We start from the raw sequence: 26,298 nt of genomic DNA, 5'->3' as shown, positions 1-26,298 counted from the left end.
TTAACCCTTCAATTCCGTGCTGCGTTGTTTGGCGAAGGTCATCGAATCTTTTGATACGCCGCCTAACTGCAATAGTGTTGTATAACTTTCTAACGCTTGTTCAAACTTACCTTGACTGTCTTGCGCTATGGCTAGCCCTAACCACCAGTTGCCTTTTTTAGGCTGTAATTCGATAAGTTGTAAATACGCCTGCTCGGCTTTATCAAACTGCTGTAGTTGACGCCCGAGACTGCCTTTCATTGTTAAAAACTCAATAGACGCATCGTTTATTTGTACATCAAGATACGACAAAGCTCCCGCAGCGTTATTTTCTTTAAAGAAGATCTTTGCTGCCGTTAAGCGCCACAATTCGATATTGGGGTAGCGTTGTAAGCCATTGTTAAGAATAGAAATAGCACGGTTAGATTCACCTCGACCATACCAAGCACCAGCTAACAAACTACGAGCTTCTATGTGTCCGTCAGACATCTTCAATAGCTGTTCAAGCTGTGTAATACCTTCGCTGATATAACCTTTATCAAATGACTTTTTAGCCGAAACAAGTAGCTTCTCGACACGCTGTTCAGGTGTTAACGACACATTTGTACGCTCTATGACAAAGCTAGATTCGTTTATGTTTGAAGGTTCGTCTACTGCGTTTGACTGTTCACTTGCTTGCGCACTATCCTGACGAATTGAAGCCACGGAGGTTGTCTCAGGTAGTTGTTCTTTTCGGTTATTCTCAACAACCTTAGCCTCGGCTGACGCAAGCTTTTTAACCGGTGCAGGTTCTTGTTCAGTTGCCGCTTGATTTGATGTTATAGGGTTGGAAACTTTGGTTTCCATAAGTTCTTGCTCTTGCGCAAGATTCGACAATTGATTGCTAAGTTCAGTCTCAGCTTTACTTCTTTGTTCTGAATCTAATGCAAGGCTACTTTGCACGCGGTTAACTTCGCTTTGAGCGTTCAATTGTTCGCTTTTAACTGGGGCTTTGAGAGCAGTTATTTTAAGACTAGATTGCTCGTTTTGAGACACTCCAGTCGCAGGATAGTTATTTGATGCTGGTTGGCTTTCATTATTTGAAAAACTTAACTTCCAACCGATGACCACTAAAGCAACCAAAATTAAGCACATGACCACTAGCAACCAATTCGTTTTTGATTTTACAACTGGCACATAGTTTCGGTTTATATTGGATTGATTTTCATCAGGTGCCTCAGATTGGCGCTGATCTAAATCTTTTAACATCTTATTAATTACACTCATCAATTTGCTCCTTGCAAATATGGCGCTTGCCAAATCGCAACTGCTGCAATGCACGACAGTAAAACGCTAAATACCAACAACCAGACATTTCGTCTCGACGATTTAATAACGCCGTCAGTATCATTTGCGGCGGCAACAATATGCTTTTTGTCGACGCTATGATCCCCTTCACCATAAGTTAACATTAGTGCCTTATGACAAATAATATTGGCCAATCTTGGTACACCTGTACTGTATTTGAATACGGCTTTCAGGGCATTCGGTGTGAAAACATTCGCCCCTTGATAACCAGCCATAACCATCCGATGCTTTACATAAGCGTTCATTTCATCGATATTTAAACTGCGTAATTTATATGAAAAAGTAATTCTCTGACGAAGTTGTCTTAAACGTTCAGACGCCAACATCTCATCAAGTTCCGGTTGGCCAAACAAAACGACCTGCACTAGTTTTCTTGACTCAGTTTCCAGATTGGTAAACAACCTCAAAGCTTCAAAACTTTCCCACGGGATGGTTTGTGCCTCATCAATAACAAGCACAACTCCCTTCCCTTGCTGATTTAACTCAACCAGTTTCAATTGAATCTTCTGACTTAATTGTTGTTGGTTAATTCGGGTTAGCCCTTTAATCCCCAACTCGCTTGCAAATGCATAACGGATTTCTTCAGGTGAGAGACATGGGTTTGGTAGGTAGGCAACTTCAAATGCATCTGGCATTTCATTAAGAAGTTTTCTACAAAGCAACGTTTTACCCGTTCCTACTTCGCCCGTCACTTTGATAAAGCCTTCGCCAGTCTTTAATGCGGTCATCAAAACTTGCATTGCTTCATTATGGCTCGGGAGGCCAAAATAAAAATTTGTATTAGGGGTAAGCGAAAACGGCAGTTCTCGCATCCCAAAGTGGTACAAATACATGTTTATTTGTCACCATACCAACGATTCAGCACATCCGCACTGCGTTGCATTTGTTCCTTCCATGTACCGGTTCCAACAACCGTTGGTCTGATTAAAATGACCAACTCTTTCTTACGTTCTGAATCTTGTTTCGATTTAAACAAATTACCTAAAAATGGTATGGCACCTAAAAATGGTACTCGAGACTCTTCATCTGTTTTAGCCGATTGCATCAGGCCACCGATAACAACAATTTCACCGCTTTTGGCCCGAATTACCGTATCTGATTCACGAATGTTACTTTTTGCTAATGGCAACACATATTGCTCTTCATTAAGCGTGACGACCTTTTGCTGTTCAGCAATTTCTGTTACTGACGGATGCACATGCAATATCACGTCACCCTGTTCACTAATTTGTGGCGTTACATCCAGCGCAATTCCCGAGAAGAATGGTTCTAAGTTAATTTCTGGTGTACTTGACGTCGCAGTACCAGTAACGGTTGTATTTGAAACGTCAGTTACGAAATACTCGTCCTCACCCACTTTAATAACCGCTTTTTGATTATTTGTCGCCGTAACACGCGGTGACGATAGAACTTGCACATTACCTTGAGTTTTAAGCAAACTCACAACACCGCCAAAGTCGACATTGTTAATGGTTAAGCTTGTAACTCCACCTAATGCCGCAGAGATTTCATCACCAAATGAACCACTTGAAGACGTATTAAACGCAAAATCAGTCCCATTTTTATCCGCTAAAACATTTTGCCAGTTAATACCTTGCTTATAGTTATCATCTAATGCGACTTCTACTATTTTGGCTTCTAGCACAACTTGCCGAGTTAAACTTTCTTCGGAAAGCTTCACAAAATTTTTCACTGCCATGATTTCAGATGGAAAACCACGGACGGTAATCAAACCCGATTGAGGACTAATAACAACGGCGTTGTCGTCATCGCTACTTGCACTCATAATCATTTTCAAAGTGTCTTCAAGCTCTTGCCAAAAATCGCTCTCTGACGTAGTTTGAATGTTCGAGCCCGCACTTTGTCCCATGTTATTCATGCTACTCGAGCCAGATTGTGTGCTTCCTTGATTACTATTGCTATTGCTACTACCAAAATTTTGGCCGCTCTGACTGCTTTGACCGTTTTGGCCATTTTGACCATTTTGTTGAACAATGCCGCCGGAATTAATACTTGTAGAGGTCATGCCAAAACGTTTAAGCATTAGGTAATTTATTGCTAATGTTTCTGTTTTAATTTTGGCTGGAAAAATTTGGATTACTTTGCCGTGATATTGAACGTCAAGTGGATAAAGACTTGTTAATACGTTCATTACTTCATTTATTGTGACGTCTTTTAAATCAAGACTCACATTTGCTTCAACCCCTGAATGAAAAGCCACACTGTACGGTGAGTCTTCGACTAAACCTTGCAAAAATGGTTTAACGGGGACGTTGTTTGCTGAAACGTTAAAACGCTCTTCTATGACAGCCATTTCAACCGAATTTGAGTTTGATGCCATAAGATCAGCATTAACTGAGTCTGGGATCACTAAAGGCGCATTTTTAGTTTCGTCAAAAACTTCATGAACTTCTTCTGATCTTTCAGGTGTAGGCGTTAAACTACAACTAGCTAACAAACTAGTCGCTATCGCCACTGATAAAATTACATTAAATTTCGGCATAATATTATTCATAAACATATAGTCTTTTTTGTGACCCTGATTTTGTCAAAACCACGTTATTGTTATTAACTTGGCTGATTTTATACCCATTAACCATTTCACCGACGCGGTGCAATTGGCCACTAATAATAGCCATACGGGTGTCTTTTTTATTTACAATTCCCTGCAAGGTCAACTCTTCGTCAACTGCTGCGGCCGCGCGATTAAATGTACCTGCAGAATCCACGTTACCAAATATCTTTGGTGCAGTGGGATCATGCACTGTGTCAGAAAACACAGTGTTTGGAAAAATACTGATAATTATGATGACCAAATATTTCTTATAATCGAATAACATTTTTACTGTCGCTCACGGTTACCAAGGATAATGTCATGTCCGCCGTTGGATGGGTCGTTACATGATAGTCGAGATTAGTGACTGAGAACTTATTGTTCTGAGACAATATTTTTTTAACAAGATTCATTAGGTTGAAATACTCACCAGAAACAACAACTTCAAACCCATGTCGATAATATTCAGGTAAGGCGTCAGATTGTTCTATATCTTTTACATCAATATCAATTTTTTCAGGTGCTAAAATCGTTACACCAATTATTCGAACATCACTAGAGGTACTTAACAAACTTGTAAGTTCCTTTGCCATTTCTTTCGGTGCTACATAATCGACCAAAGTTTTATCTAGCTTGCGATTAACGTCATCAAGTTGCGCTTTTAGTCGTTCAATATCTTTTTTTACTTGGTCGTTAGGATCGTTTTTTAGCGCTTGTTTAACTTCTTCAATCTGCGCCCGAACATTAGCTAAACTTGCGTTATGTTTTAACAGAGCACTTTGACTTTTATTCAGTACAGCCACTTGAGATTCGATCAGCAATATAAAAACCAAATAAGCCGTTAAAAATACGCCACACCCTGAAATGATTATTTTTTCACGCTGAGAAAGTTCTAAAAACTTGTCACTGTACTCTTGCCATTTCGACATTATTCACGCCCTTCTTCAGGAGTTATTAGCCCAGCTGACGTTGCAGCCTCAAACCCCAACACCTGTTCATCAACTGCCGCAATCCTTAAATGACTAAATTCTCTATCTTTAAATGATTCTGTAGTTTGTAAAAATGTCAGCCAACGTGTAACAGCATTTGAATGCGTGGTGAATCCGTTAAATACCACGTCATTTTCATTAAACATAAAATCTGTTAACCAAATTTCGTGATCATGATGTTCCGTTAAATCTTTCATAACGTGATAAAAATTGACACCCTTACCGGATTGTTTGTGCATTATTTTGCTTAACAAAATATTCTTAACTTGGTATTCGCGCTCAAATTTTATTTTTTGTGACGTAAATGTTGCGGAATCATTATGCTTGATTAATGCTTGCTGGTAATTGGCAAGTTCCTGCTCAACATAACCTAATTCCATATTCACTTTATCTGCCGCAGTTATCACATCTAAATTCTTCAAATAAATAGAACCGGCCCAACTCAGCATAATCAAAAGTGATGCCGCACTGGCAATAAGCACATTGGTTAACGTAAAATAATTTTTTTGTGGTCTAAGCGAATCTTGGTATAGATTAATCGTTATCTTCATTCTGAAACGTCCTCTTCATGACGTTCGACTACGGTCGACATTGCAGCACCTAATGCCGGGATAAACTTAAGACTCAGTTGTAAATCATTAGCTATTTCATCAAATGAAAAGGGTTTACTTTTAACCGGTAAACTTAAATCTAATGCATCGACAATGGCTTGAATATTGGCGCTGTCGATCGCTATAAATACATTTTTAATCGGGGGCTGCTTTAGCTGACCTTCGTAATAATCAATAGAACGTTGAATTTCAACTGCCACATTATCTGTGCCGCCCATCTGAATTTGCTCTGGCGTCATTGTATTGAGTGCTTCTGCACCACGAATTTTACGAGCAAAACAAATTTGTTGGTTTTTTAATATTAAAATAATGGCATCACTTTTAGCGTGCTGTAAAAAAACTAACTGCGCTGTATTTTCACTTCTTTGCAACTTTGCTACCGCAAATTGTTCAGTGAATATTTCTAGGACATTCGCGCCAGCATCATGAAATGGCTCTAATATTTTTTGTAGGTAGCTTCGCGATGTTGCAATTATTTGTGCTTTTGGTGTTTGCCCAAAAGGTTGCAGCGGCATATCTATATAGTCACACACCATATCAAGAGGCGGAATCGAAATTAAATCTTTAAGCTTCCAGGGCAATGCTTCTTGAATATCTTGCTCAGGCAACTCAGTAATTTCTATCTGGGTACTTTGAGAACGATGACTCGGTAATACGATGGAGATTGACCCAGAGACGATATCATTTTCTTTTATAATGGTTTCTAGAACATTTGGTAGTTGATCTTCAGACGAGTAAGCAACATCAAAATGCGTATTTAATAGCATTCCTTTTTCGCCTTGTTCTAACATAACAACGCGCACAACTTCTTTATGGATGGCAATCCCAACATGTAGGCCATTCGATTTACGATTTAACAACTTTTGCAAAAAGGCTGGAAGCATTGATTTCATTTATTTTTGTTACTCCATCATAGCCTTGTAATGTATCCTGTTACGCTATTCAACTTCAACACTAATCATCTATGAATACTGATTTTTTTAATTTTCAACCGGTTACTCCTGTACAACAAGTATCTTATCAACGGAGCGACAAAAAAAAACTTACTTTTTTGGTCAAACGTGATGATTTAATTCACCCCCTTGTTTCTGGCAACAAATGGCGAAAGTTGAAATACAACTTAAATCTAGCACAAAATGCCAATTTTGCAGGGATTGCGAGCTTTGGGGGCGCTTTTTCTAATCATATTGCGGCGCTCTCTGCTCTCGGCCACCAGGCCGATTTTCCGACCATTGGCTTTATTCGAACAGATCAGATTGATAGCAAAAACCCAACTTTGCGTTTAGCAAAAGATCGCGGTATGACACTAATCAAGTTGACGCGAGAAGAATACCGTTTACGCAACGACCCCGGCTTCATAACGTCTTTAAAGGTGCAATACCCAGATTATCTATTTGTTCCTGAAGGCGGCAGCAATGAAGCCGCTGGCGCAGGCTTAAAAGAACTGGCGGATGAAATTAGCCAGCAATGTGAATTCGACCGATTTGCTGTAGCCGTAGGTTCCGGCGGTACCGTCAGTGGTTTAATGGACAACTTACCCCATAACGGTATTGGCGTAGCAGTTGTTAGAGACGACACTTTAATAACTAATTTAACCAAGAAATATGGCAATCGATTGACGCTCAAATACAACCCAATAAGTGGTAAATACGGAAAAGTAACCCCAGAACTTGCGGAATTTTGTCTCGATTTTTTTACACAAACAGGTATTCCTGTCGAACCTATTTATACAGGAAAACTATTGTTTAACCTTTGTTTACATCGAGAGTATCTAAATATTCCAGATGACGAGAAAATTTTGGTGATTCATACCGGAGGATTACAAGGGATTAGTGGTTTAATTTATCGCCAGAAAATTTCAGCATCTGATTGGATTTCGGTAATTGAAGCAACGGCGAACTAACATAGTGACCCTGGATCCCAGAAATCCCTAAACGCTGTAACACTCTAATTTCTTCATGTTTTTCTACGCCTACAGCAAACATTGTTAAGGATTTTTGATTGGTAATTGCAAGCAAACTCCGTATAAACATTTGATTTTCTGGGCGGTCATGTATGTTATTGACAATGCTCTGGTGCAATTTGACATAATCCAACTTAATGTAATTTACGTAGCTTGTATCAAGAACGTATAGCCCCACTTGATCGACCATAATTCTGGCATTGTAACGATTTAATGCGGCAAATATTGTGGTTAGCTTTTTAGCATTTTGAGCCAACTCAAACTCAGAAATTTCAAATATTATATGGTCAATTACGTTACGATTAGCTTTAACAAACGATATTAGCCAATTTACAAATTTTCTATTTAACCAACTATCAATGTGAATATTCACCGAGATCATATGAGTTACGTCGGTTTTTAACGTTTCAATTAACAAGGTTAACATTTGCTTGTCGACTTCAGGGATCAAACCACTCTTACGAGCCATAGGTAAAAATACCTGTGCATTAATCAACCCTTGTTTGTCATCCTCCATGCGGACAAACACCTCGAAGTGATGAACATGCCTGTCATAATCGGAAACAGGTTGAAAGTACAATTTAAATTTATTGTTTGTAATTGCATTTTCGATAGCGGTACGCCACCGCACAGAGCCCTTAACATCGGACTGTGGCAGCGAATCCGTTTCATACACAAACCAGCCTGATGGACCATGTAGCTGAGCTGCGCGCAAAGCCATGTCGGCTTCTGCCAAAATTTGAAACGAGGAATCTCGCACGGTGAACAAATCCGCTCCAATATGACAGATTGCATTTTTATCATACTTTTCAGGCAGTTCTATTTTTTGTCCCATTCGTAGAATATTCATGGCGACACGTTCAACTTCTTTAATATCAACAAATGGCAATAGAATTGCAAAATCTGAGTGACTAATACGCGATACCAGACTTTGCTGAGTGTCATCCACGTATTGTTTCAAAATTCCGGAGTATTGAGATAGCAGTAAATCAAACTCACCTTCGTCATCTTCGAAGTCGTCGAGTGCGCCAAATTGCACAATTAACACAGCTCCATATGCTTCATCTTCTTGCTGTAATAATGACTCTAATCTTTGTTCAAAATAAAGCCGATTACCTAAACCAGTCGCGTTATCCAAAAAGGTTTGGCTTCTTATTGAATGATCAACTTTATTGCCACCTTGCTGAGCGTCTTGTTTATTTTGATGTAAGGTTCGTACGGTATTTACTAAATTGTAATCCGTATTTTTAACAAAAAAACGAAAGTCGCCACTTTTAGTGTATCGATTCGCCCAAGCTTCCAGTTGCATAAATACATGCCACGCGCCATAAACGTTTCTATGGCTGCTCGCCAAGTTAATCATTAATAGAACAAGCAGAACGGAGTTAGCGAGTGCCAACTCAAATAAAATAGCTGCGAGGAGTGATTCGTGAGATAAATAAATGGTGCCGTAATCGGATTCGAACTCTATATTTTCTGGATACCAACTAAAATCCACCGATTTTGTAGCGAGAACTTCGCCATAATCGTCGGTTAAACGCCAAGCTAATATCGTGTCAAACAGAGCGGGAGCAGATTTAATTTCGGAAGGTGTTAGGTTAGCTAAAAAGGTACTTTGAGCTTGCACTTGCTCAGCAAGATCGGACTCACCGTCAACGATAATGACAATATTGAATAACAAAAATATCGAGAATACTAATACGATAGCTGAACGCATTAAGCTTCGATAAATAGTCCGTGAAAGTTGCATATCCCTGCGCTAATTATTTTTATTATGCCATTCAATCTAATAGGCTATAACGCGTTTGGCAAGCGTTCTGCTTTAAGAATACAAAAAAAATATTGTTTAAAGTACCTCAATATTGACATAACACCTTCAGATCCGGACGCCAAATATTGAAGTCCTTCGTACATTAAGATTGAACCCTTTGATTTTTATTAATTTTAATAAAATGCCAAATAATTAGACCGGCTATTTATTGTTTTAAATCTATTGATTTTACTGCCTTATCAATCCTAGCAAAGGATGACGAAAGAACTGGAACGTAATTAAAAATTAGCACTGCGTGGCTTTATTGGATTAATAATTCGAAGGTACACTTTACGCTTTATACTAGAATCAAAAATTAAGATTGAAGGTCCAATTCATTTTTTTCAACAAAATAAAAAGCCGCTTACTAGCGGCTTTCAATGTAACTTTTCAACATTCTAAATTTTGTCTTGAATTAGAACGGAATGTCGTCATCAAAGTCCATGCTAGGTTCAGGTGGCGCTGCCGGTGCTTGTTGCGGCTGAAATCCACCTTGTTGAGCTTGACGCTGTTGCGGTTGGAAACCACCTTGTGGAGACTGTTGGTATCCACCTTGCGCCGGAGCTTGTTGTTGCATAGGTTGCTGTGCCTGCTGCTGAGGCTGTTGGGCTTGTTGAGGCGCAGCTTGCTGGAATCCACCAGGTTGCTGTGCTGGCTTTTGGAAGTTCCCCGCTGGTGCGCTTTGACCATCGTTACGACCACCTAACATTTGCATTTGTCCGCCAAAATCAACCACAACTTCTGTGGTGAATTTATCTTGACCAGTCGCTTGATCTTGCCATTTACGCGTTTGAAGTTTCCCTTCAAAGTAAGCCTGTGAGCCTTTACGTAAATATTCGCCTGCAACTTCAGCAAGTTTGCCAAAAACAACAATACGGTGCCATTCAGTTTTTTCCTGCATTTGACCGGTATTTTTGTCTTTCCAACTTTCGTTTGTTGCTAAACTAATATTTGCAACCGCGTTGCCATTCGGCATAAATCTTACTTCAGGATCTGCACCCAAAGTACCAATTAAAATTACTTTATTGACTCCGCGAGCCATAATATTTCTCCTGCAAACTAAATAAATTCACGTATTAATCTGTCGACAGAATCCCTGTCGTAATTAGATTTTTCTACTTTAAGATAAATTCGATGTTCGTCTTCAACTAAGGTCGCTTCCATAACACCTGAGCAATCACTAATTTTATCAATTAATTGTTGCCATTGACCACCGTCAACAGGTTCGATTGGGATTGAAACTCGTTTCGAACTTGCCGGTAATACCATAGAGGATGCGATAATCAGCCATAGTAACGCAAGTACGGCATTTGCCGCAAACAAATAACTGAAGCCAAAATTTTGTACGAGGTAACCGCCTGTTATTCCACCTAAAAAAGCACCAAAAAATTGACTGCTTGAATAGACTCCCATCGCACTGCCTTTTTGTCCAGCTGGCGACAATCGTGCGACATGCGCTGGTAAACTTGCTTCCAAAAAATTGAAACCAATAAAAAATAAAAACAACGTTAAAATAAGCGGCCAAAACGACTGTGTTAAAACCATAGCGCTTAAGGCAATAATTAACATGCCTATAGCTGCTAAAAACATCACTTTTTCTAAAGACTTTTTGGCAGCGATAATGATCATCGGTACCATAAAAACAAATGATAAAAACAACACTGGAAGATAAATTTGCCAATGATTATCAATGGCTAAGCCTGCGTCGGTTAACAACACAGGTAAAGCGATAAACAATGATGTCATCATCATGTGTAATATCATGACGCCAAAATCAAGTCTAATAAGTTGTGGATGGCATAACATCGAAATTAATCGGCTAGAGGTCGCTGTCACTTCACCGCTGTGCCCACGGGTATAAGAAACAGGGACGATAGTTAACACAATTATAATGCCGACAACCGCCATAATAGCCGTCAGGTTAAAAACACCGGCTAAACCAAATGATTTTGCCACCATAGGGCCTAAAACTAATGCCGCAGCAAAGCTCATGCCGATACACATACCAATAACAGCCATAACCTTTGGCCTTTGTTCTTCACGAGTAACATCTGATGCAAGCGCCAATACCGCACTGGCAATTGCTCCCATCCCTTGAATTGCTCTACCAAAGGTAACCATTTCAATGCTTTCGGCTAAGCCAGCAATTATACTACCAATGGCAAAGATAATTAGACCCAATACAATTATTCTTCGACGTCCATAACGATCTGAAAGCCAACCCATTGGTATTTGAAAAAGTGCCTGGGTTAAACCATAGGCGCCAATGGCTAAACCAATCCACATAGGCGTTACACCTGACAGTTCTTGTCCATATATGGCTAATATAGGCATTAGCATGAACAAGCCCAACATTCTCATGGAGAATATGAGAGCTAAAGAGACGGCAGCTCTTTTTTCTAAATTATTTAAACGGGTAGACTGCATGTTGTTAACTTAAAAGAATGTTCCAAACTTTGACAGACCGCACAGTATACTGGTAAACCAATATTAAAAAAGGTGTTTGAGGTCTAGTTTTTCGGATAAATCAAACATAACGACTTCAACTACAAAAAAGAATAGTTGAAGTGTGCATGATCAGAAGAACCGAAGGTTGTGTTGATTTACAAGCAACAACCAAATCTTAGCTTAGAGTTGGCTTCGGATCTGCTTGGCTTGAGCAAACCAAATTTCTTTTTCGCCGTTAGACAAAGCTGCATCTAGCTCTCGTTTGGCCTCCGCGGTACGTTCAAGTTTTATAAGTACCTGTGCTAGATGATAACGAATAGTCGCGTTATTAGAATCCATAGCATGGGCACTTCTTAACATTTCGAGTGCGGCATCATAACGTGCTTGGTGATAAAAGCCCCACCCTAACGTGTCTTTAATAGATGCATTTGAATCATTTAAGTCAAACGCTTTACGGGCAAACTCCATGGCAGTTTCCAACGATGAATCCATATTTATCATTGCCATATTATTTAGTAGAAAGGCATCATCTTTATAGTGACCTAAATCCATTAACTTCTGGTATAGCGGTTTTGCCGATTGAAATTTATTCAAGTTCATATAGTGATCGGCTAACAACCTAATACGCCAAACTTGTTTAGGGTACGTGGGGATAGATGCTTTAACCAAGGTCTCAAATTCAGCCGCTTTATAATTTTCTTTGGCGATTTGATACAAATTTAACAATGCTAAATTAAACTCTGGGTTTATTTCTATTGCCTGCCAATAATAGTCAAACGCTTTAGGAGTATCGCGTCTAGTGCTGGCAATATCACCTAATAATAAAAGAACATTAGGTTCGTTTTTCACTTCTTTATACAGTTTTTCCGCTGCTAGCTGAGCTTGTTGTATTTCTTGTTTATCTAACTCAAGTCGAATCGACTCTATATTAACTCTAAGGTTATTAGGAATTAAACTTTTAAGCTTAGCGATAGACTTCCCAGCACCTTCAAAATCGCCGACCTGACGTTGTAACACAGCAACGTCATAAATCATCTTAGGTTTGCCTTCCGCCAATCCATATAATATGCCTAACTGTTTAGCTGCTTCGTCTTTTTTGCCAAGCTTGTCTAATACAGCCACCTGTTTAAACAAATATGGCGGGTTAAACATATATGACGCAGATAACTCTTTAATCACTTTATAGGCCGATTGATATTCTTTTTGCTCAAAGTAAATGTCGTACAACAACTCTTGACTCAACCGTCCTGTTTTTTTGGCCTGAACAGTGACCAACAAAGGTATTGCTTGGTCGAAGTTTTTGTATTCAGCATATATTTGAGCCAACATATATTTAACGTCTGCATGCGTCGAACGCTCTGCATGAAGTTCTTCTAAAATATTTTTTGCAACATCAAAACGACCCAACATCTTGTGGGTTGTTGCTAAGTTAAAGCGAGCTTCAAAAAAATCAGGGCGAGTTTCGAGTAACTTCACAATAATTTTTTGCGCTTCGGCTGCTTTATTTTGCTTAATTAATACCGCAGATTTAAAATTTTGTAGATCAAAATTATCTGGAAATTGCTCAGATAACTTTTCAACAACGTCATATGCTTGAGGAATATCACCGTTTTGCAGGAACATAAGGCCACGAGCTATGTCTAATCGAATATCAGACTTGTCATTTTTAACTCTTTCAATCAGCAACCTAGCCTGTCCAGAACGACCAGATTGGTTGTAAATAGAGACTAAACGCAACGTAACATCGAGTTCATTTGGGTATTCAAGTTCAAGTTTCTCTAACAACATCTCAGCTTCAAATTTTTGACCATTACTTAAATATAAATCGACCAAACGTATGGCTAGTTTCAAATCACTGATCACAGCGGATTCGTGGCGCTCAAGTAGATAAGTTGCTTCGCGAGATTTGTCTTGTTTAAGATAAACGTTAGTCAACATCGAAATAGCGCGTAAATCACCAGGTGCAAGATTTAAGTATTTGCTAAGTTCTTTTGACGCTTGCTCTATATTACCTTGTAAATATGAAGACAAGGCAGTGACAAAAATGAGAGATGGTTTATTAATAAACTCGTCTTCCGGGATCATTGAGGTGGTATTAGACAACGATTCTAACATTGAAGCCGATTGTTCATCTTGTTTTCTAATTGACATCATCCAACTTGAAAGCAACATAATATGTGGGTCTTCAGGGGTTACGGCCAAAATATCATTGATCATTTTTTCGGCGTCATCAATTCTACCCACTTTTATAAATGCAGAGATAATTGAACGTTGAACCACGGGGTCATTATTTACATAATTTAAAGCTTTATTGTACGACTCTATCGCTCCTTGATAGTCGTTTTTTGACATTCTAATTTGGCCTTGAAGGTGGTAGGTACGATGGTCGTTTGGATTGATAATCAGTGAACGTGAAATTAGTTTTTGCGCTTCTTCAATATTCCCCAATGAAGATTCTAAAGACGCTAAGCTATTTAATGCCCGAGTGTCTTTAGCATTCAAAGCAATGGCGTTTTGATAGGACTTACGACTCAATACGGTTAAATCTAGATTTTGGTACGCTATCGCTTTATTGATATAAAGCTCATATGCCGAGCTATCATTTAGCTTGTAACCATCGGCAAACACTAAAACCTCTTTGTAACGTTTGGCAAAGTTTAGTGCCGTGGCGTAATCAGATAATATTAAATTAATGTCGGCTTTATAGGCTAATGATTCTTCAAATTGCTTAATTGCTTCGTTGAAATAGCCACGCCTTAAAAAAATCTTTCCCATTAATATCTTTGCAGGCAAGTTGTCTGGTTGCGCATCTAAGGCATTTTTTAGATAGATAAAGCTGGATTCGTATTTCTCTTCATAAAATGCTTGAACAGCTTGCTCATAATAACTATTTGCCGCTTTAGCGGCGAATGAAAATAAAAGTAAAAATGAAATCGATGCAGAAATTAGGGCACGGTGAAACATCGTAGAAGCCTCTGTTGCTTAACTTAGAGAAAGAGAATTAATTTTACTGTAAAAGAAAACAAAAAAGATGGCAAAGGCCATCTTTTTTTATTTTAGACAAAATTTAAATTTAGAAGTTTAATTTAAATTTCGATGATAATTTTTTCTGTCTAACGATAAAGGCTAAACCAAGTGCGAATATTGCAATTGAAGAAGGCTCAGGTACGTCAACTGGTGGTGTACCACCGCCGCCGTTACTTGTTTTTGCCGTTACACCCATCAATTTGAATGCGTCGTAATCACAATTTTCCATCTCGTTGTAAAGTCCGACCAACCAAAAGGTAGAAGAACCAGCATCACTATCCAAAGCATAATAATTACTTGAACCTTGTTTTGAAATAGTAGACATATCAACTTCGCTGTAGATATCATCCCAAGTTGACGTACCATTTGACATATTGGCTACATCTTGAGAAGAAATTGCAACTGCACCAACATCAAGAATGTTGTTTTGACCATCGCTATACCAACCGACACTAATACCTTCTAAACTTACTGCTTCTGAAAACGACAGCAATACCATGTCTTGGTCAGAATACATTAAACTGCTGCTGTAGTTATCAATTGAATGATCAGGCACAGAGTTTGAATTTTCATCACCGTTCACAACACCCCAACCGTTACTATCACCCCAATAATAAAGATCACCTTGCTCCACTATTTGGTCGTAATACTCTTTACTGTTTGATGCGCTAGTATCACCTTCTGAATCGGACCAACCAGTAATAACAACTTCGACGCCATCACTAGTAAGTGCAATCGATTCTGCATCGTTCCAAGTGCTACTATTAGAGCCAGCTACCCATGTACCATCTGTAGTTATGTTTGATGATTGCAAATCCCAATCGATACTAGTCGATGTTGCTGTAGCATTTGCCGACGCTGTGATCGCCGCGATAATTGCCAATGTTCTTAACATATGTACTTCCTTCAACTCTACTAAAACCGAGTTTAAATTAATTTCGTCTACACTGGTAAAGCAATATACAAGCCAACATTTAAATTATTGTTTTACAACAACTTTAATGGTCAACCAATTTGAACTGTAAAAAATATAGACACTTAAATTTTTAGCCATTTTAACCTAATGGCTAAAATTGTCATTAACTAGTTACTTATTTTACAGTCACTATACAAAAGCTCGACGGTCTTTCCTATTTAAGTTTAAGAAAACGAGCATTGTTATTAAATTATTCACCAAATGATGGCATACTGACCGGTCAAATTATGAGGTTATGACGGTAATATGGATAAAATAGAAGTTAGGGGTGCGAGAACCCACAATCTAAAAGATGTTTCTTTAACGATTCCACGCGACAAACTCATTGTCATCACTGGACTATCCGGTTCAGGAAAATCATCTCTAGCTTTTGATACATTGTATGCCGAGGGCCAACGACGTTACGTTGAGTCTTTATCAGCCTATGCTCGTCAGTTTTTGTCATTAATGGAAAAGCCTGACGTTGATCATATAGAAGGCCTTAGTCCAGCAATATCAATTGAACAAAAATCAACGTCTCATAACCCACGCTCAACCGTAGGTACAATTACCGAAATTTACGACTACCTAAGACTGCTCTTTGCACGCATAGGGACGCCAACATGTCCTACTCACGGCGAAAAACTAGAAGCACAAACCGTTTCGCAAATGGTCGACCGCATTCTAGCGTTGCCTGAAGGCAGCAAAATCATGCTGTTAGCTCCTATTGTTAGAGACCGTAAGGGTGAGCACGTTAAGACACTAGAAAACTTAGCGGCTCAAGGCTTTATTCGTGCGCGTATCGACGGTGAAGTATGTGACTTATCCGATCCTCCAGATTTAGAACTTCACAAAAAGCATACCATTGAGGTCGTTGTAGACCGTTTAAAAGTCCGCGACGATATTCAACAACGCCTTGCCGAGTCGATAGAAACGTGTTTAGAACTCAGTAGTGGCAATGTCCAAGTCGCTTACATGGATGAAGATAAAGAAGAGCTCACATTTAGCGCAAACTTTGCTTGCCCTAAATGTGGCTACTCCATGCAAGAATTAGAACCTCGGATGTTCTCGTTTAATAACCCTGCAGGGGCATGTTCAAGCTGTGATGGACTTGGTGTTAAGCAGTTTTTCGACCAAGAAAAAGTCGTTATTAATAGTGAACTAAGTCTAATAGGCGGTGCAATACGCGGTTGGGATAAACGTAACTTCTACTATTTCCAAATGCTTAAGTCACTTGCTGACCACTACAAAATCGACTTGTCATTACCATTTTCAGAATTGTCAGACGACCATCGCCACGTGATCTTAAATGGCAGTGGCCAACAGCCAATCGAATTTAAATATATGAACGACAGAGGCGATGTAGTTGTTAGAAATCATCCTTTTGAAGGCATATTAACTAATATGGAAAGGCGTTATCGCGAAACAGAATCTAATTCTGTGCGTGAAGAACTTACTAAGTATATTAGTACTCAGCATTGCCCTTCATGTGATGGTAGCCGACTTCGTGAAGAAGCGAGAAATGTCTTTGTTACTGGCGTTAACTTGCCAACAATTTCAGATATGTCGATTGGTGAAGCGAGCGAGTTTTTCCAAAACATGGAACTGACTGGCCAAAAAGCCCAAATCGCTGAAAAAATCCTAAAAGAGATCTGCCAACGACTCGGGTTTCTAGTCAATGTTGGACTCAATTATTTATCTATTTCAAGAAGCGCAGAGACCCTGTCAGGCGGTGAAGCTCAGCGAATAAGACTCGCCAGTCAAATAGGTGCTGGCTTAGTGGGCGTCATGTATGTACTTGATGAACCTTCAATAGGTTTGCATCAACGAGACAACGACCGTCTATTGCAAACTTTAGTGCACTTAAGAGACTTAGGAAACACAGTAATCGTTGTAGAACACGATGAAGATGCCATTCGAGCAGCTGACCATGTTATCGACATCGGCCCAGGCGCTGGAGTTCACGGTGGCGAAATCATCGCCCAGGGTACGCCTGATGAAGTTGAAAACACACCGGGTTCATTAACGGGTGAATACCTTTCTGGCGCTCGGGAAATCGCAGTCCCTAAAACCAGAACGCCAATCGACCGCAAAAAGATGTTGACGCTATCCGGTGCGACTGGCAACAACTTAAAAGATGTGACGATAGAAATCCCTCTCGGCTTAATGACTTGTGTAACGGGTGTGTCAGGTTCAGGTAAATCAACGTTAATAAATAGTACGTTATACCCAATTGCGCATCGTGAACTCAATAACGCAACTACCTCTGAACCAAGTCCGTATCGCGATATTACAGGTATGGATCAGCTAGACAAAGTCATCGACATTGACCAAAGTCCAATTGGTCGAACACCAAGATCTAATCCAGCAACATACACTGGTATTTTTACCAATATACGTGACATGTTTGCCGGTACGCAGGAAGCACGCTCCCGCGGTTACAAAGCGGGTCGCTTTAGTTTCAATGTTAAAGGTGGTCGTTGTGAAGCCTGTCAGGGTGACGGCATGATCAAAGTGGAAATGCATTTTTTGCCGGATGTGTATGTACCTTGTGATGTTTGTAAAAGCCAACGTTATAACCGTGAAACCCTGGAAGTAACTTACAAAAACAAAAATATTCATCAAGTTCTCGATATGACGGTTGAAGACGCCAGAGAATTTTTCGATGCGATCCCAGCGATTTCGAGAAAACTGCAAACACTTATGGACGTTGGTTTAAGCTACATCCGTTTAGGTCAGTCAGCGACAACATTATCTGGTGGTGAAGCCCAACGAGTGAAACTCGCAAAAGAGTTGTCCAAAAGAGATACAGGTCAAACGCTGTATATTCTTGATGAACCTACAACTGGCTTGCACTTTTACGATATTGAGCAACTACTAACCGTCTTGCATCGTCTGCGGGATCACGGTAATACACTGGTGATTATCGAGCACAATTTGGATGTTGTGAAAACAGCGGACTGGATTGTCGATTTGGGTCCTGAAGGGGGTTCAGGTGGCGGTGAGATTTTGGTCGCCGGTACGCCTGAAGAAGTATGTGAAAATACAACCTCTCATACAGCTAAATACTTAAAAGAACTTTTGGTTGGCAAAACCATATAAGTTTCTGGTTTTAAGCAAACAAAAAGGGTTAATTAACAATTAACCCTTTTTTGTTATTTTTGTCCCATCCTAAAATGTGCTCACACGTCTTCGTCGGGACAATTAATAGTTATAATATGGTCTGAACTTGTCACTACGGTTCGACGTCCGGCTGTTGTCCAAGTAAAAATGCCTCTAATTGCTCAGCGGGCATCGGCTTCGCGTGGAAATAGCCTTGAGAAACATCACAATTTAAATTACGAATAAAGTCCAACTGGAATTGTGTCTCAATCCCTTCTGCGACAGTTTCTTTACCTAACTTTTGACTTAGTGTGATAACAGTCTCAGCAATAATGCCATCGCCACCCTCGCCGATACCTTTAATAAACTCTCTATCAACTTTAATTCTATCCAACGGCAACTGTTGTAAATAACTTAGCGACGAAAATCCTGTTCCAAAATCGTCGATCGCAATCGCAAACTTATTCTTTTTAAGCTCTTCAAGCGCAATGATCACCAGTTTTGGATCATCCATAACAACACTTTCGGTGATCTCTAATTCAATTTGCTCAGGGTCAACTTCGTATTTTTTGGCGGTCTCAATGACGTTTTGAACAAAATTAGAATTACGGAATTGAGGCATCGATATATTCACCGCAACACGCAATCCAGTAAGCCCGAGTTGCTCAAGTTTTTTAACTTGCTCACAAGACTGTTCTAGCACCCACATACCTAATTCAACGATAAGGCCGGAATATTCAGCGAGTGGAATAAAAATCAGTGGTGAAATAAATCCACCATCGCTATTTGGCCAACGTAATAACGCCTCCATGCCATCAAATCGGCCAGTTTTAACATTTAATTGCGGTTGATACCAAACCTGTAATTTACCGTGATTAAAGTCATTAACTAAACTGCGGATCATACCGAGTCGCCAACTTGTTTCATCTTCCATTTCGGTTTCATAAAACCGATACCGAGATTGAGTGTCTTTTTTCGCTTTGTTTAGTGCAATGTTTGTATGTTTTAGTACCGATAAACCATTTTTTCCGCCATTCAATTTATCGCAAATCCCCAAAGTCGCATTGATAGGGATTAAATGCTCTTCGGCTTGAAAAGATTGATTAAACAGGGGCAAAACAACATTAGTATCTAATGTTTTTGTAGTTCCAATAAAACCAAATATATCGGCCCCGATCCGTGCAATAGTCACACTTGGGTCCAATGAATTTTTTAATCGCTCTGTCACACATAATAACAAGGCGTTGCCCGCTTCTTGACCAAGTCCATCATTGATATCAGAAAAGTGGTCAATGTCTAGCAACATCACCCTATCCCCTGACAACCTGTTTTTTGTGTACAGGTCGAGCAATTGGATAAAACGCGAGCGGTTTGCTAAGCCCGTTAATCGATCTTGGTAAGCGACCTGACTAACTTGTTTAATGAGAATAGAGTTGTCTAACGACGAACCAACGTTTGCACAATAGGTTTGCAGTAAAGCCGCTGATATTGTTTCAACAATCGAGTTATTTAAAACCAAAATAGCCGTGCAGGACTTCGCTTCGATATAAATAATTTCAATATCATCTTCAAAAACGTGACCGCTGGTTTTAATTGCTTTGCTAATTAAATGAACCACATTTTCACTCATGACACATTCAAAGCGCATATCTGTATATTGTTGGTAAGCACCAATTCCACGATTGACCCAAAACCCATCCTCCGGCACAAACTTTTTGTCTTTTGAATAGTTTAATAACAGTGCTGCGTCTGTTCCGCCAGCAAACAATTTATTTGAATTACCAACAAGTAAGTCGGTAAATTCTTTAAACTGCTCTGTGGATATTAACTCTTGATTTAGCGTGTTAATTTGTTCTAAAAAGTTTCTGGATTGGCTTATGACTGATAATTGCTGAAAAGACCGTATAGCAGAGAAAACAGACGTTAAAAGCTTATTTCGTGTAAGCTCAGTCTTGGTTTTGTAATCGTTAATATCGTATTCCATGATCACGTTCTCTTCTGGAGCATAACCCGGTTGTCCTGTTCGTAGAATAATTCTGACATCCGTCAGTTTTAAATTTTCTCGGATTTTTCTGACAGCCATTAATCCAGCATCGTCAGATTCCATAACCACATCAAGTAAAATAACAGCGATATCTTTTACAGTTGTGAGAATGTCTAATGCCTCATTTCCTGAATACGCATGTAAAAATTCCAATCGGCAATTGCCAACTAAGGTATTGGCTAAAGCCAGTTCAGTTATTTTATGGATCTCAGGTTCGTCATCAACAATTAATATTTTCCATGAGCCTGTAACTTTAGCTTCATCCGCAAAGTCTGGTTCATTTTCGTTGTCAGCGAAAATAAATGTATCGTCTTCTACCATATTGGTTGCATGTCTATTCACGAATGTCCTATTCCATTTCCCAAACCCGTAAGTAAAAAATTACTTGTTATAACAAGTGTAGATAGTATTTTTAATTAAAACCATCCTAAATTAAATTTTATCTTTTTGACATTGTATTAAATTTTCTTAACTATAAGTGAAACTTTGTTAAAGGAATATCATGGCTAACCAAGCGTTGCATCCAAGTCGCACTAAATACCTTGCGTTGTTAAAACAAACAACCGGGATTGAATTTGCACTTGTGCCTGAAGCTGAACCGCAGCTAGAGCATAAAGCAATCCGTACAACCAATGCGGGCGACCAAATTTATATTAAAAATCCAGAGTCCAATTTGTTGCAACGCGGGCACAAACGTGAGCAAATTCTGCTCTCTCGTCAACAAAATAATCTAGAGCAAATTTTTAGTTTGGCACTTGAGTATGTCAATCAAGATGCCCAATTTGAACGCTTAGACTTAGATTGGTTAATGAAATTTACTGAATTTGCAAAGTCGAGTTTTTCTTCAACCAAACAAGAGCTGTGGGCGAAAATTTTGGCTGTAGAGTTAAGTCAGGTCGGTACTTTTTCATTCCGTAGTCTTAAAACACTTTCTGAGATCAGCAGTAATGAGGCAATGACATTTTATCGTTCGGTGTCTTTAGCGTGTCGTATTGGGGAGGAAAAAGGCGCTAAAATTTTAACTGGAATTTATAAAAAACCAACTTTGATGTCGATATTTAGCGGTTCTAATCGAATGGTGATAAACCTCAACAAATTTGGACTTTCGTATCCCCAATTAATGACGCTCGGTGAGTTGGGCTTGCTGTATACTCAAGAGATAGAGTCTGCACCATATTCATTTAACGACAAAATCCAGTTAAATTACCACGGCCAATCTATTGGTATGACAATACAGCAAAAAGAAGTGATATTTACCTATTACAAATTTACCCAAACGGGCTATGAATTAAGTAAATTAGTCGCCTCAGACAAAGATAACAACTATCTAAAAACCTTGATTTCAGATTTCAGAGGGCTTGTTGATTTTCAATCTGAGGTTAATGTTAAAAGCTAGATTCGAGTGAGACAAATACAGAATTCCATTCTGCTTTTGCTACGATTCCGTCTTCATATTGATAAGATATCTGTTGGTCTTTATAACCGATATAGACGGTAATGGCTGCCAACATATTTTCTGAAAATTGATAGCCAATCGCTGTTTCGTAATCATGGTTTTTATCTCCAGTTTGATATTCAAAATAGGAGAACAAACCCATTAACGGCAAACTACTTGTCAATTTAGCATAAAATAAAGGTTCAATTGAGGACACGCTCGTTTGGGAGTTAGCACCGGAATTTACGTCTGCAACCTGATATTCCGTATCTTGAAATCGAAAATTGACACCCAAATCAAAGCTCAATATATCTCTGTCGACAATTTCATAATAAGAAATAAAATCGACAATTTCATACTCGCCGCCATAGTTCAATTCACTTGCGATACTATATAATTGGCCGCCCAAACGATACGTTTGATCGAGTAACGCGATGTCTTCAAAATCAAATTTTGAGTAACCCATCTTCACATTTGGAATTAAAAATATCGGATGTTCTATGCTACCGTAAATTCGGATTTGGCTTTGTGAATCGCTACTCCAACTCAAAACGGCATCATCAGCTTCGCCAACGTAACCCGTATTATCCGCCTGCCAATGTTGTAGCCCAAATTTAACACCCAAGGTATCAGCAAATGCACCACAACTTGCCATCATCAATAAAATTGCTAGCCATTTGCTGTTCATTGGTTACCCCTGTATCAACAACTTGTTCAAATCAATGATCGCGGCATTTGCCCGGGAAATATAATTGGCCATTACTAATGAATGATTGGCTAATAAACCAAAACCGCTGCCGTTCAAAACCATCGGGCTCCATATGGCTTCTTGACTCGACTCTAATTCCCGAATGATTTGTTTAAGGCTTGTCGTTGCACCTTTTTTTCGTAGTGTTTCGGCAAAATCAACTTCTATGGCTTTCAAAAAATGTAATAAAGCCCAACTTGCGCCTCGCGTTTCATAAAACACATCATCTATTTTCCACCAACTGGTTTTCACTTGCATAGTCGAAGGCGCAGATGTTGACTGTTTTGCAGACTGTTCACCGGCTAAGTCGGTATTTGAACGCTCCTGGCCTACACTTGCACTGAGTCGTTGACTCAAACTACCTAAGCGTTTTTCAACTTCATTAAGCCACTCTCTTAGATTATCTGCCCGGGCATAAAACTGCGCGGTATTCTGACTTTTATCAGCAAGTGAGTTTCGGTAACTAATAAGGGCTTCAACTGCTTTTCCATATTCCGACTCAGCACTTGGCCACGCCCAAGACCTATGGTCTATATTAAACTGCGGTTGTGCAATTTTAAGATATGGGTTTTCTAAGGACTGTGACTGAGAGCGACTAAAATCTTTACGCAATGACAAGGCCAGATCACGAACCATTTCCAATGCACCAAATTCGAACGCTGGCATATTATCCAGCATGACACTTGGCGGCATGATGTCATTAGACAAGTACCCACCTGGTTTATGTAAAAGCGTGTTAGTCACTTCGATTAATGTATGCGTTGTTGTAAAACCGGTTACAACCTCAACATTAAGTTTTTTGGCCTCTTCAACTGCGCGATGTTGCACGTTAAATACGTCGGGCATAAAACTCCAATACTGTGCTAACACTAACATTAGCAACGAGACGGTCCCGACAGCGGTCGCTATCCATTTATACATAAAATTCGCCTTTTTAGTGTTTATGTTCGTCAAGTATCGACTTTACCGAAAACGTAATTTGAAACTTTCGACCTGAACTGGTGGTAAATTCAACGTCTACTTTCGAACCGGCTTTTGGATAATTAGTTAAGTTTATAAACATTAAGTGCATTCCACCGCTTTCAAATTTAATTGAGTCATTAGCAGGAAGCAGGATTTGATCCACTTTTACCATTCGCATGTTGTCGCCATTCATAATGTGGTTATGAAACTCGACTCTTTCGGATATTGTGGAGCTTGCATTAATCAAATATTCATCTGTATCAGAGCTATTGGTTAATGAAAAGAATCCTGCTGTGCTTGGCATCCCAGGAATCGCAGCTCTAATTACAGGTTCAACCATAACTAAGTGATGACCAAAGCTAATATTACTCCAAAGAATTGCCGCACTAAGTGCCACAATTTTCCATATTTTTAACGACATACAAACCTCCAATAATGAGATTTGTCTATCTTACCCGATCCAAATTTAATTTGGACCTCATTTATTATATGCAGGTTCATTTGAGTCAGAAAAAATCCAATACAACACCATTGCGACCAAAATTATTGGCCAGAAAAATGACACTCCAACAAATAGCATAGTTGCACAAACCAAGCCCGCAAAGAAAATCACAGCACTGAATACACTTATAAATAAAACTAACACTAAAGCGGCGGTAAAAAAGACCACGCCAACTATCAACGCATTTGAGATTAGCCAGTCAAATCCTTCAATATCACCACTGTAAGTAATATGGCCATTGCTAAATGGGCTCATATGCCAAAATATACTCAATGCTAAAAATACCAAAATTACTTTCATTAATGATTTCATGACTATGGCCTCCTAATAACGTTTTGTTGGCATCAAAATAACCGCCAATAAATAACCAAAGATTGCAGCTGCGGGGAAAAACAAACCAAACCCAATTGTTGCCGCCCGAACTAACCAGGTCGGTTGGCCATAATGTGCAGCGATTCCCGCACATACACCCGACAATTTACGATTTAAATAATCTTTCGCCAAAGGTTTACCTAGATATTCTGATTTCATGATATTTCTCCAATAATTGGAGCGACTTTTAGTTGGTCGCTCACCAATAAATAGTTAATTTTAAGATTAGCCGTTTGCAACTTTTGCTTTAAGTTCTTGTAACTCAGTTTCTACTTTTGAGTCCGCTTCAAGTTTTCTAAATTGCTCTTCAAGTGACGGATTAGAAGTAACATCGTAAGCTTCCACTTGGCTTTCTAGGTTTTCAATTTTCTGATGTAACTGCTCATAACGTTGGCTGACACTTTCTAGCTTACTGCTGTCTATTTGACGACGTGTATGCAATTGAACGACTGCTGCTTGTTCACGTTTCATTAGTGTGTTTTGTTTCTGTTTTGCTTCTGACAATTTAGTCTGTAACGACGAAGCGTCGTTAGTAATGGCGGCAAGGCTTGTTTCAACAACATTTAGCTGCGCTTGAATTTCTGAAATTTCATTTTCACATTCAGATTTAGCAATGAGTGCCTGGCGTGCAAGATCTTCACGCTCTTTATTTACCGCAAGTTCGGCTTTGTGTTGCCAGTCTGTGCTTTGAGAAGTTAACTTAGTGATTTTACGTTCCATCACTTTTTTCTCTGCAATAAACTGCGCTGCCTGACAACGTATATCAACCAATGCTTCTTCCATTTCCTGGATGATCATACGTAACATCTTTTCAGGTTTTTCTGCACTATCTAATGCTGAATTTAAGTTTGAATTTACTATGTCTACAAATCGAGTGATAACGCCCATGACGGCCTCCTATTGATACTCAAATATTCTGCTAAGCAGTTTTTGTTTTGTGTTTTTAACAATTTATTTGTTTAACTACTCTGTTCTTATTCCAATCATCGTGCCAACACATAAGTTATTGTTTTTATTTATTATTTAAAGAATCCTCCTATTATCACAATTTTAACAACTGCATATAGTGGCTAAATTAACCACCTATATAGCGCAATTGACCAACACATTTATTGCAAAGATCTGAGGCATTTTTACGTTAATAAAGTGTGATTAACGTTTTATAAACCTGCGGCAAACAATTGGATAATATGCTCCGCAAATTTATCGCGAACACAGACCTTCCTCTGGAAATAAATGGTTAGGTAGACCAGTTCTAACGATGGATCAAAAATATGCGAAACAGCGGAAATGGATATTACAAGTAGAGGCGCTAAGTTGTTGATCAGCCGCTAATAGGTGGGGATAGTCGACCGAAATCGATAACTTAATAAGATATTAAATAATACTATTCCTAATAATTAACTAGGGTTGATTTCGTACGTTATAGATTTTTGGATTTTTGGATTT

At 39.1% G+C, this 26,298-nt stretch carries 22 protein-coding genes; 3 read left to right on the top strand and 19 right to left on the bottom strand.

The genetic code is table 11. The features are described from left to right. Genes KO525_RS07825 through KO525_RS07795 form a run of 7 tightly spaced genes read right to left on the bottom strand, consistent with a single transcriptional unit; the run spans position 1 to position 6,373 of the window. Positions 1–1,245, bottom strand: coding sequence for a lipopolysaccharide assembly protein LapB (locus KO525_RS07825; RefSeq protein WP_215963235.1), 1,245 nt, complete (start codon positions 1,243–1,245; stop codon positions 1–3). Continuing rightward, entirely contained in the window at positions 1,245–2,159 is a 915-nt protein-coding gene (locus KO525_RS07820; RefSeq protein ID WP_215963234.1) for an ExeA family protein, read from the bottom strand. The genes KO525_RS07825 and KO525_RS07820 overlap by 1 nt, the downstream gene beginning before the upstream one ends. A gap of 2 nt (positions 2,160–2,161) precedes the next feature. Beyond that, a complete protein-coding gene (gene mshL / locus KO525_RS07815) occupies positions 2,162–3,841 on the bottom strand; it encodes a pilus (MSHA type) biogenesis protein MshL (protein WP_215963233.1) in 1,680 nt (559 codons plus the stop codon). Next, a complete protein-coding gene (locus KO525_RS07810) occupies positions 3,834–4,142 on the bottom strand; it encodes a hypothetical protein (RefSeq protein WP_215963232.1) in 309 nt (102 codons plus the stop codon). Before KO525_RS07810 ends, mshL begins: the two co-directional genes overlap by 8 nt. A gap of 7 nt (positions 4,143–4,149) precedes the next feature. Next, the gene (gene gspM, locus KO525_RS07805) at positions 4,150–4,809 is read right to left on the bottom strand and encodes a type II secretion system protein GspM (RefSeq protein ID WP_215963231.1); all 660 of its coding nucleotides are present in this window, start codon (positions 4,807–4,809) and stop codon (positions 4,150–4,152) included. Continuing rightward, positions 4,809–5,420, bottom strand: coding sequence for a PilN domain-containing protein (locus tag KO525_RS07800; protein WP_215963230.1), 612 nt, complete (start codon positions 5,418–5,420; stop codon positions 4,809–4,811). Before KO525_RS07800 ends, gspM begins: the two co-directional genes overlap by 1 nt. Further along, positions 5,417–6,373 (bottom strand): hypothetical protein, encoded by a 957-nt coding sequence (locus KO525_RS07795; RefSeq protein WP_215963229.1) that lies wholly within the window; start codon positions 6,371–6,373, stop codon positions 5,417–5,419. Before KO525_RS07795 ends, KO525_RS07800 begins: the two co-directional genes overlap by 4 nt. 71 nt (positions 6,374–6,444) lie before the next feature. Between KO525_RS07795 and KO525_RS07790 the strand changes: the two genes are divergently transcribed. After that, complete coding sequence (locus tag KO525_RS07790) at positions 6,445–7,383, top strand: 1-aminocyclopropane-1-carboxylate deaminase/D-cysteine desulfhydrase (RefSeq protein ID WP_215963228.1); 939 nt, start codon at positions 6,445–6,447, stop codon at positions 7,381–7,383. Here the strand turns inward: KO525_RS07790 and KO525_RS07785 are convergent. From KO525_RS07785 to xdp1, 5 genes are all read right to left on the bottom strand, one after another. Continuing rightward, a complete protein-coding gene (locus KO525_RS07785; protein ID WP_215963227.1) occupies positions 7,310–9,193 on the bottom strand; it encodes an EAL domain-containing protein in 1,884 nt (627 codons plus the stop codon). The two genes, KO525_RS07790 and KO525_RS07785, sit on opposite strands and share 74 nt — an antisense overlap. Positions 9,194–9,668: 475 nt before the next feature. Next, positions 9,669–10,295: a single-stranded DNA-binding protein gene (gene ssb / locus KO525_RS07780; RefSeq protein WP_252736739.1), complete on the bottom strand. Its 627-nt coding sequence runs from the start codon at positions 10,293–10,295 to the stop codon at positions 9,669–9,671. A gap of 17 nt (positions 10,296–10,312) precedes the next feature. Then, positions 10,313–11,680 (bottom strand): MFS transporter, encoded by a 1,368-nt coding sequence (locus KO525_RS07775; RefSeq protein WP_215963226.1) that lies wholly within the window; start codon positions 11,678–11,680, stop codon positions 10,313–10,315. 201 nt (positions 11,681–11,881) lie between these two features. Continuing rightward, positions 11,882–14,665 carry an XrtA/PEP-CTERM system TPR-repeat protein PrsT gene (gene prsT, locus KO525_RS07770; RefSeq protein WP_215963225.1) on the bottom strand — a complete coding sequence of 928 codons (2,784 nt, stop codon included), beginning with the start codon at positions 14,663–14,665 and terminating at the stop codon, positions 11,882–11,884. A gap of 109 nt (positions 14,666–14,774) precedes the next feature. Beyond that, a complete protein-coding gene (gene xdp1 / locus KO525_RS07765) occupies positions 14,775–15,623 on the bottom strand; it encodes an exosortase-dependent surface protein XDP1 (protein WP_215963224.1) in 849 nt (282 codons plus the stop codon). A gap of 327 nt (positions 15,624–15,950) precedes the next feature. Here xdp1 and uvrA point away from each other — a divergent pair, with 327 nt between their 5' ends. Then, positions 15,951–18,785, top strand: coding sequence for an excinuclease ABC subunit UvrA (uvrA, locus tag KO525_RS07760; protein ID WP_215963223.1), 2,835 nt, complete (start codon positions 15,951–15,953; stop codon positions 18,783–18,785). Positions 18,786–18,918: 133 nt separating this feature from the next. On the opposite strand, the gene KO525_RS07755 is transcribed toward uvrA, so the two are convergent. Further along, a complete protein-coding gene (locus tag KO525_RS07755; protein WP_215963222.1) occupies positions 18,919–21,171 on the bottom strand; it encodes an EAL domain-containing protein in 2,253 nt (750 codons plus the stop codon). Between the two features lie 160 nt (positions 21,172–21,331). On the opposite strand from KO525_RS07755, the gene KO525_RS07750 reads away from it, so the two are divergent. After that, positions 21,332–22,225: a TIGR03899 family protein gene (locus KO525_RS07750; protein WP_215963221.1), complete on the top strand. Its 894-nt coding sequence runs from the start codon at positions 21,332–21,334 to the stop codon at positions 22,223–22,225. Here KO525_RS07750 and KO525_RS07745 read toward each other — a convergent pair. The 6 genes from KO525_RS07745 to pspA form a co-directional block, all read right to left on the bottom strand. Next, positions 22,215–22,952, bottom strand: coding sequence for a TIGR04219 family outer membrane beta-barrel protein (locus KO525_RS07745; protein WP_215963220.1), 738 nt, complete (start codon positions 22,950–22,952; stop codon positions 22,215–22,217). The two genes, KO525_RS07750 and KO525_RS07745, sit on opposite strands and share 11 nt — an antisense overlap. 3 nt (positions 22,953–22,955) lie before the next feature. Further along, entirely contained in the window at positions 22,956–23,933 is a 978-nt protein-coding gene (locus tag KO525_RS07740; protein ID WP_215963219.1) for a DUF2333 family protein, read from the bottom strand. Positions 23,934–23,946: 13 nt separating this feature from the next. After that, positions 23,947–24,396: a copper chaperone PCu(A)C gene (locus KO525_RS07735; protein ID WP_215963218.1), complete on the bottom strand. Its 450-nt coding sequence runs from the start codon at positions 24,394–24,396 to the stop codon at positions 23,947–23,949. Between the two features lie 57 nt (positions 24,397–24,453). Next, entirely contained in the window at positions 24,454–24,789 is a 336-nt protein-coding gene (locus tag KO525_RS07730; RefSeq protein ID WP_215963217.1) for a hypothetical protein, read from the bottom strand. Between the two features lie 12 nt (positions 24,790–24,801). Beyond that, entirely contained in the window at positions 24,802–25,008 is a 207-nt protein-coding gene (locus tag KO525_RS07725) for a PspC domain-containing protein (protein ID WP_215963216.1), read from the bottom strand. 66 nt (positions 25,009–25,074) lie between these two features. Beyond that, positions 25,075–25,737 (bottom strand): phage shock protein PspA, encoded by a 663-nt coding sequence (gene pspA, locus KO525_RS07720; protein ID WP_216031180.1) that lies wholly within the window; start codon positions 25,735–25,737, stop codon positions 25,075–25,077. Between the last annotated feature and the right edge of the window lie 561 nt (positions 25,738–26,298).

It is taken from the genome of Psychrosphaera sp. B3R10 (genome assembly GCF_018861025.1).
In the GTDB taxonomy this organism is placed as follows: domain Bacteria; phylum Pseudomonadota; class Gammaproteobacteria; order Enterobacterales; family Alteromonadaceae; genus Psychrosphaera; species Psychrosphaera algicola.
The sequence above is the reverse complement of the archived record's forward strand: the minus strand, read 5'-3'. Positions and strand labels throughout refer to the sequence as shown.

Bases quoted from the DNA above. Each gene is read 5' to 3' on its own strand.
- KO525_RS07825 (WP_215963235.1), bottom strand. From the start codon at position 1,245: ATGAGTGTAATTAATAAGATGTTAAAAGATTTAGATCAGCGCCAATCT.
- KO525_RS07820 (WP_215963234.1), bottom strand. From the start codon at position 2,159: ATGTATTTGTACCACTTTGGGATGCGAGAACTGCCGTTTTCGCTTACC.
- mshL (WP_215963233.1), bottom strand. From the start codon at position 3,841: ATGAATAATATTATGCCGAAATTTAATGTAATTTTATCAGTGGCGATA.
- gspM (WP_215963231.1), bottom strand. From the start codon at position 4,809: ATGTCGAAATGGCAAGAGTACAGTGACAAGTTTTTAGAACTTTCTCAG.
- KO525_RS07800 (WP_215963230.1), bottom strand. From the start codon at position 5,420: ATGAAGATAACGATTAATCTATACCAAGATTCGCTTAGACCACAAAAA.
- KO525_RS07795 (WP_215963229.1), bottom strand. From the start codon at position 6,373: ATGAAATCAATGCTTCCAGCCTTTTTGCAAAAGTTGTTAAATCGTAAA.
- KO525_RS07790 (WP_215963228.1), top strand. From the start codon at position 6,445: ATGAATACTGATTTTTTTAATTTTCAACCGGTTACTCCTGTACAACAA.
- KO525_RS07785 (WP_215963227.1), bottom strand. From the start codon at position 9,193: ATGCAACTTTCACGGACTATTTATCGAAGCTTAATGCGTTCAGCTATC.
- ssb (WP_252736739.1), bottom strand. From the start codon at position 10,295: ATGGCTCGCGGAGTCAATAAAGTAATTTTAATTGGTACTTTGGGTGCA.
- KO525_RS07775 (WP_215963226.1), bottom strand. From the start codon at position 11,680: ATGCAGTCTACCCGTTTAAATAATTTAGAAAAAAGAGCTGCCGTCTCT.
- prsT (WP_215963225.1), bottom strand. From the start codon at position 14,665: ATGTTTCACCGTGCCCTAATTTCTGCATCGATTTCATTTTTACTTTTA.
- xdp1 (WP_215963224.1), bottom strand. From the start codon at position 15,623: ATGTTAAGAACATTGGCAATTATCGCGGCGATCACAGCGTCGGCAAAT.
- uvrA (WP_215963223.1), top strand. From the start codon at position 15,951: ATGGATAAAATAGAAGTTAGGGGTGCGAGAACCCACAATCTAAAAGAT.
- KO525_RS07750 (WP_215963221.1), top strand. From the start codon at position 21,332: ATGGCTAACCAAGCGTTGCATCCAAGTCGCACTAAATACCTTGCGTTG.
- KO525_RS07745 (WP_215963220.1), bottom strand. From the start codon at position 22,952: ATGAACAGCAAATGGCTAGCAATTTTATTGATGATGGCAAGTTGTGGT.
- KO525_RS07740 (WP_215963219.1), bottom strand. From the start codon at position 23,933: ATGTATAAATGGATAGCGACCGCTGTCGGGACCGTCTCGTTGCTAATG.
- KO525_RS07735 (WP_215963218.1), bottom strand. From the start codon at position 24,396: ATGTCGTTAAAAATATGGAAAATTGTGGCACTTAGTGCGGCAATTCTT.
- KO525_RS07730 (WP_215963217.1), bottom strand. From the start codon at position 24,789: ATGAAATCATTAATGAAAGTAATTTTGGTATTTTTAGCATTGAGTATA.
- KO525_RS07725 (WP_215963216.1), bottom strand. From the start codon at position 25,008: ATGAAATCAGAATATCTAGGTAAACCTTTGGCGAAAGATTATTTAAAT.
- pspA (WP_216031180.1), bottom strand. From the start codon at position 25,737: ATGGGCGTTATCACTCGATTTGTAGACATAGTAAATTCAAACTTAAAT.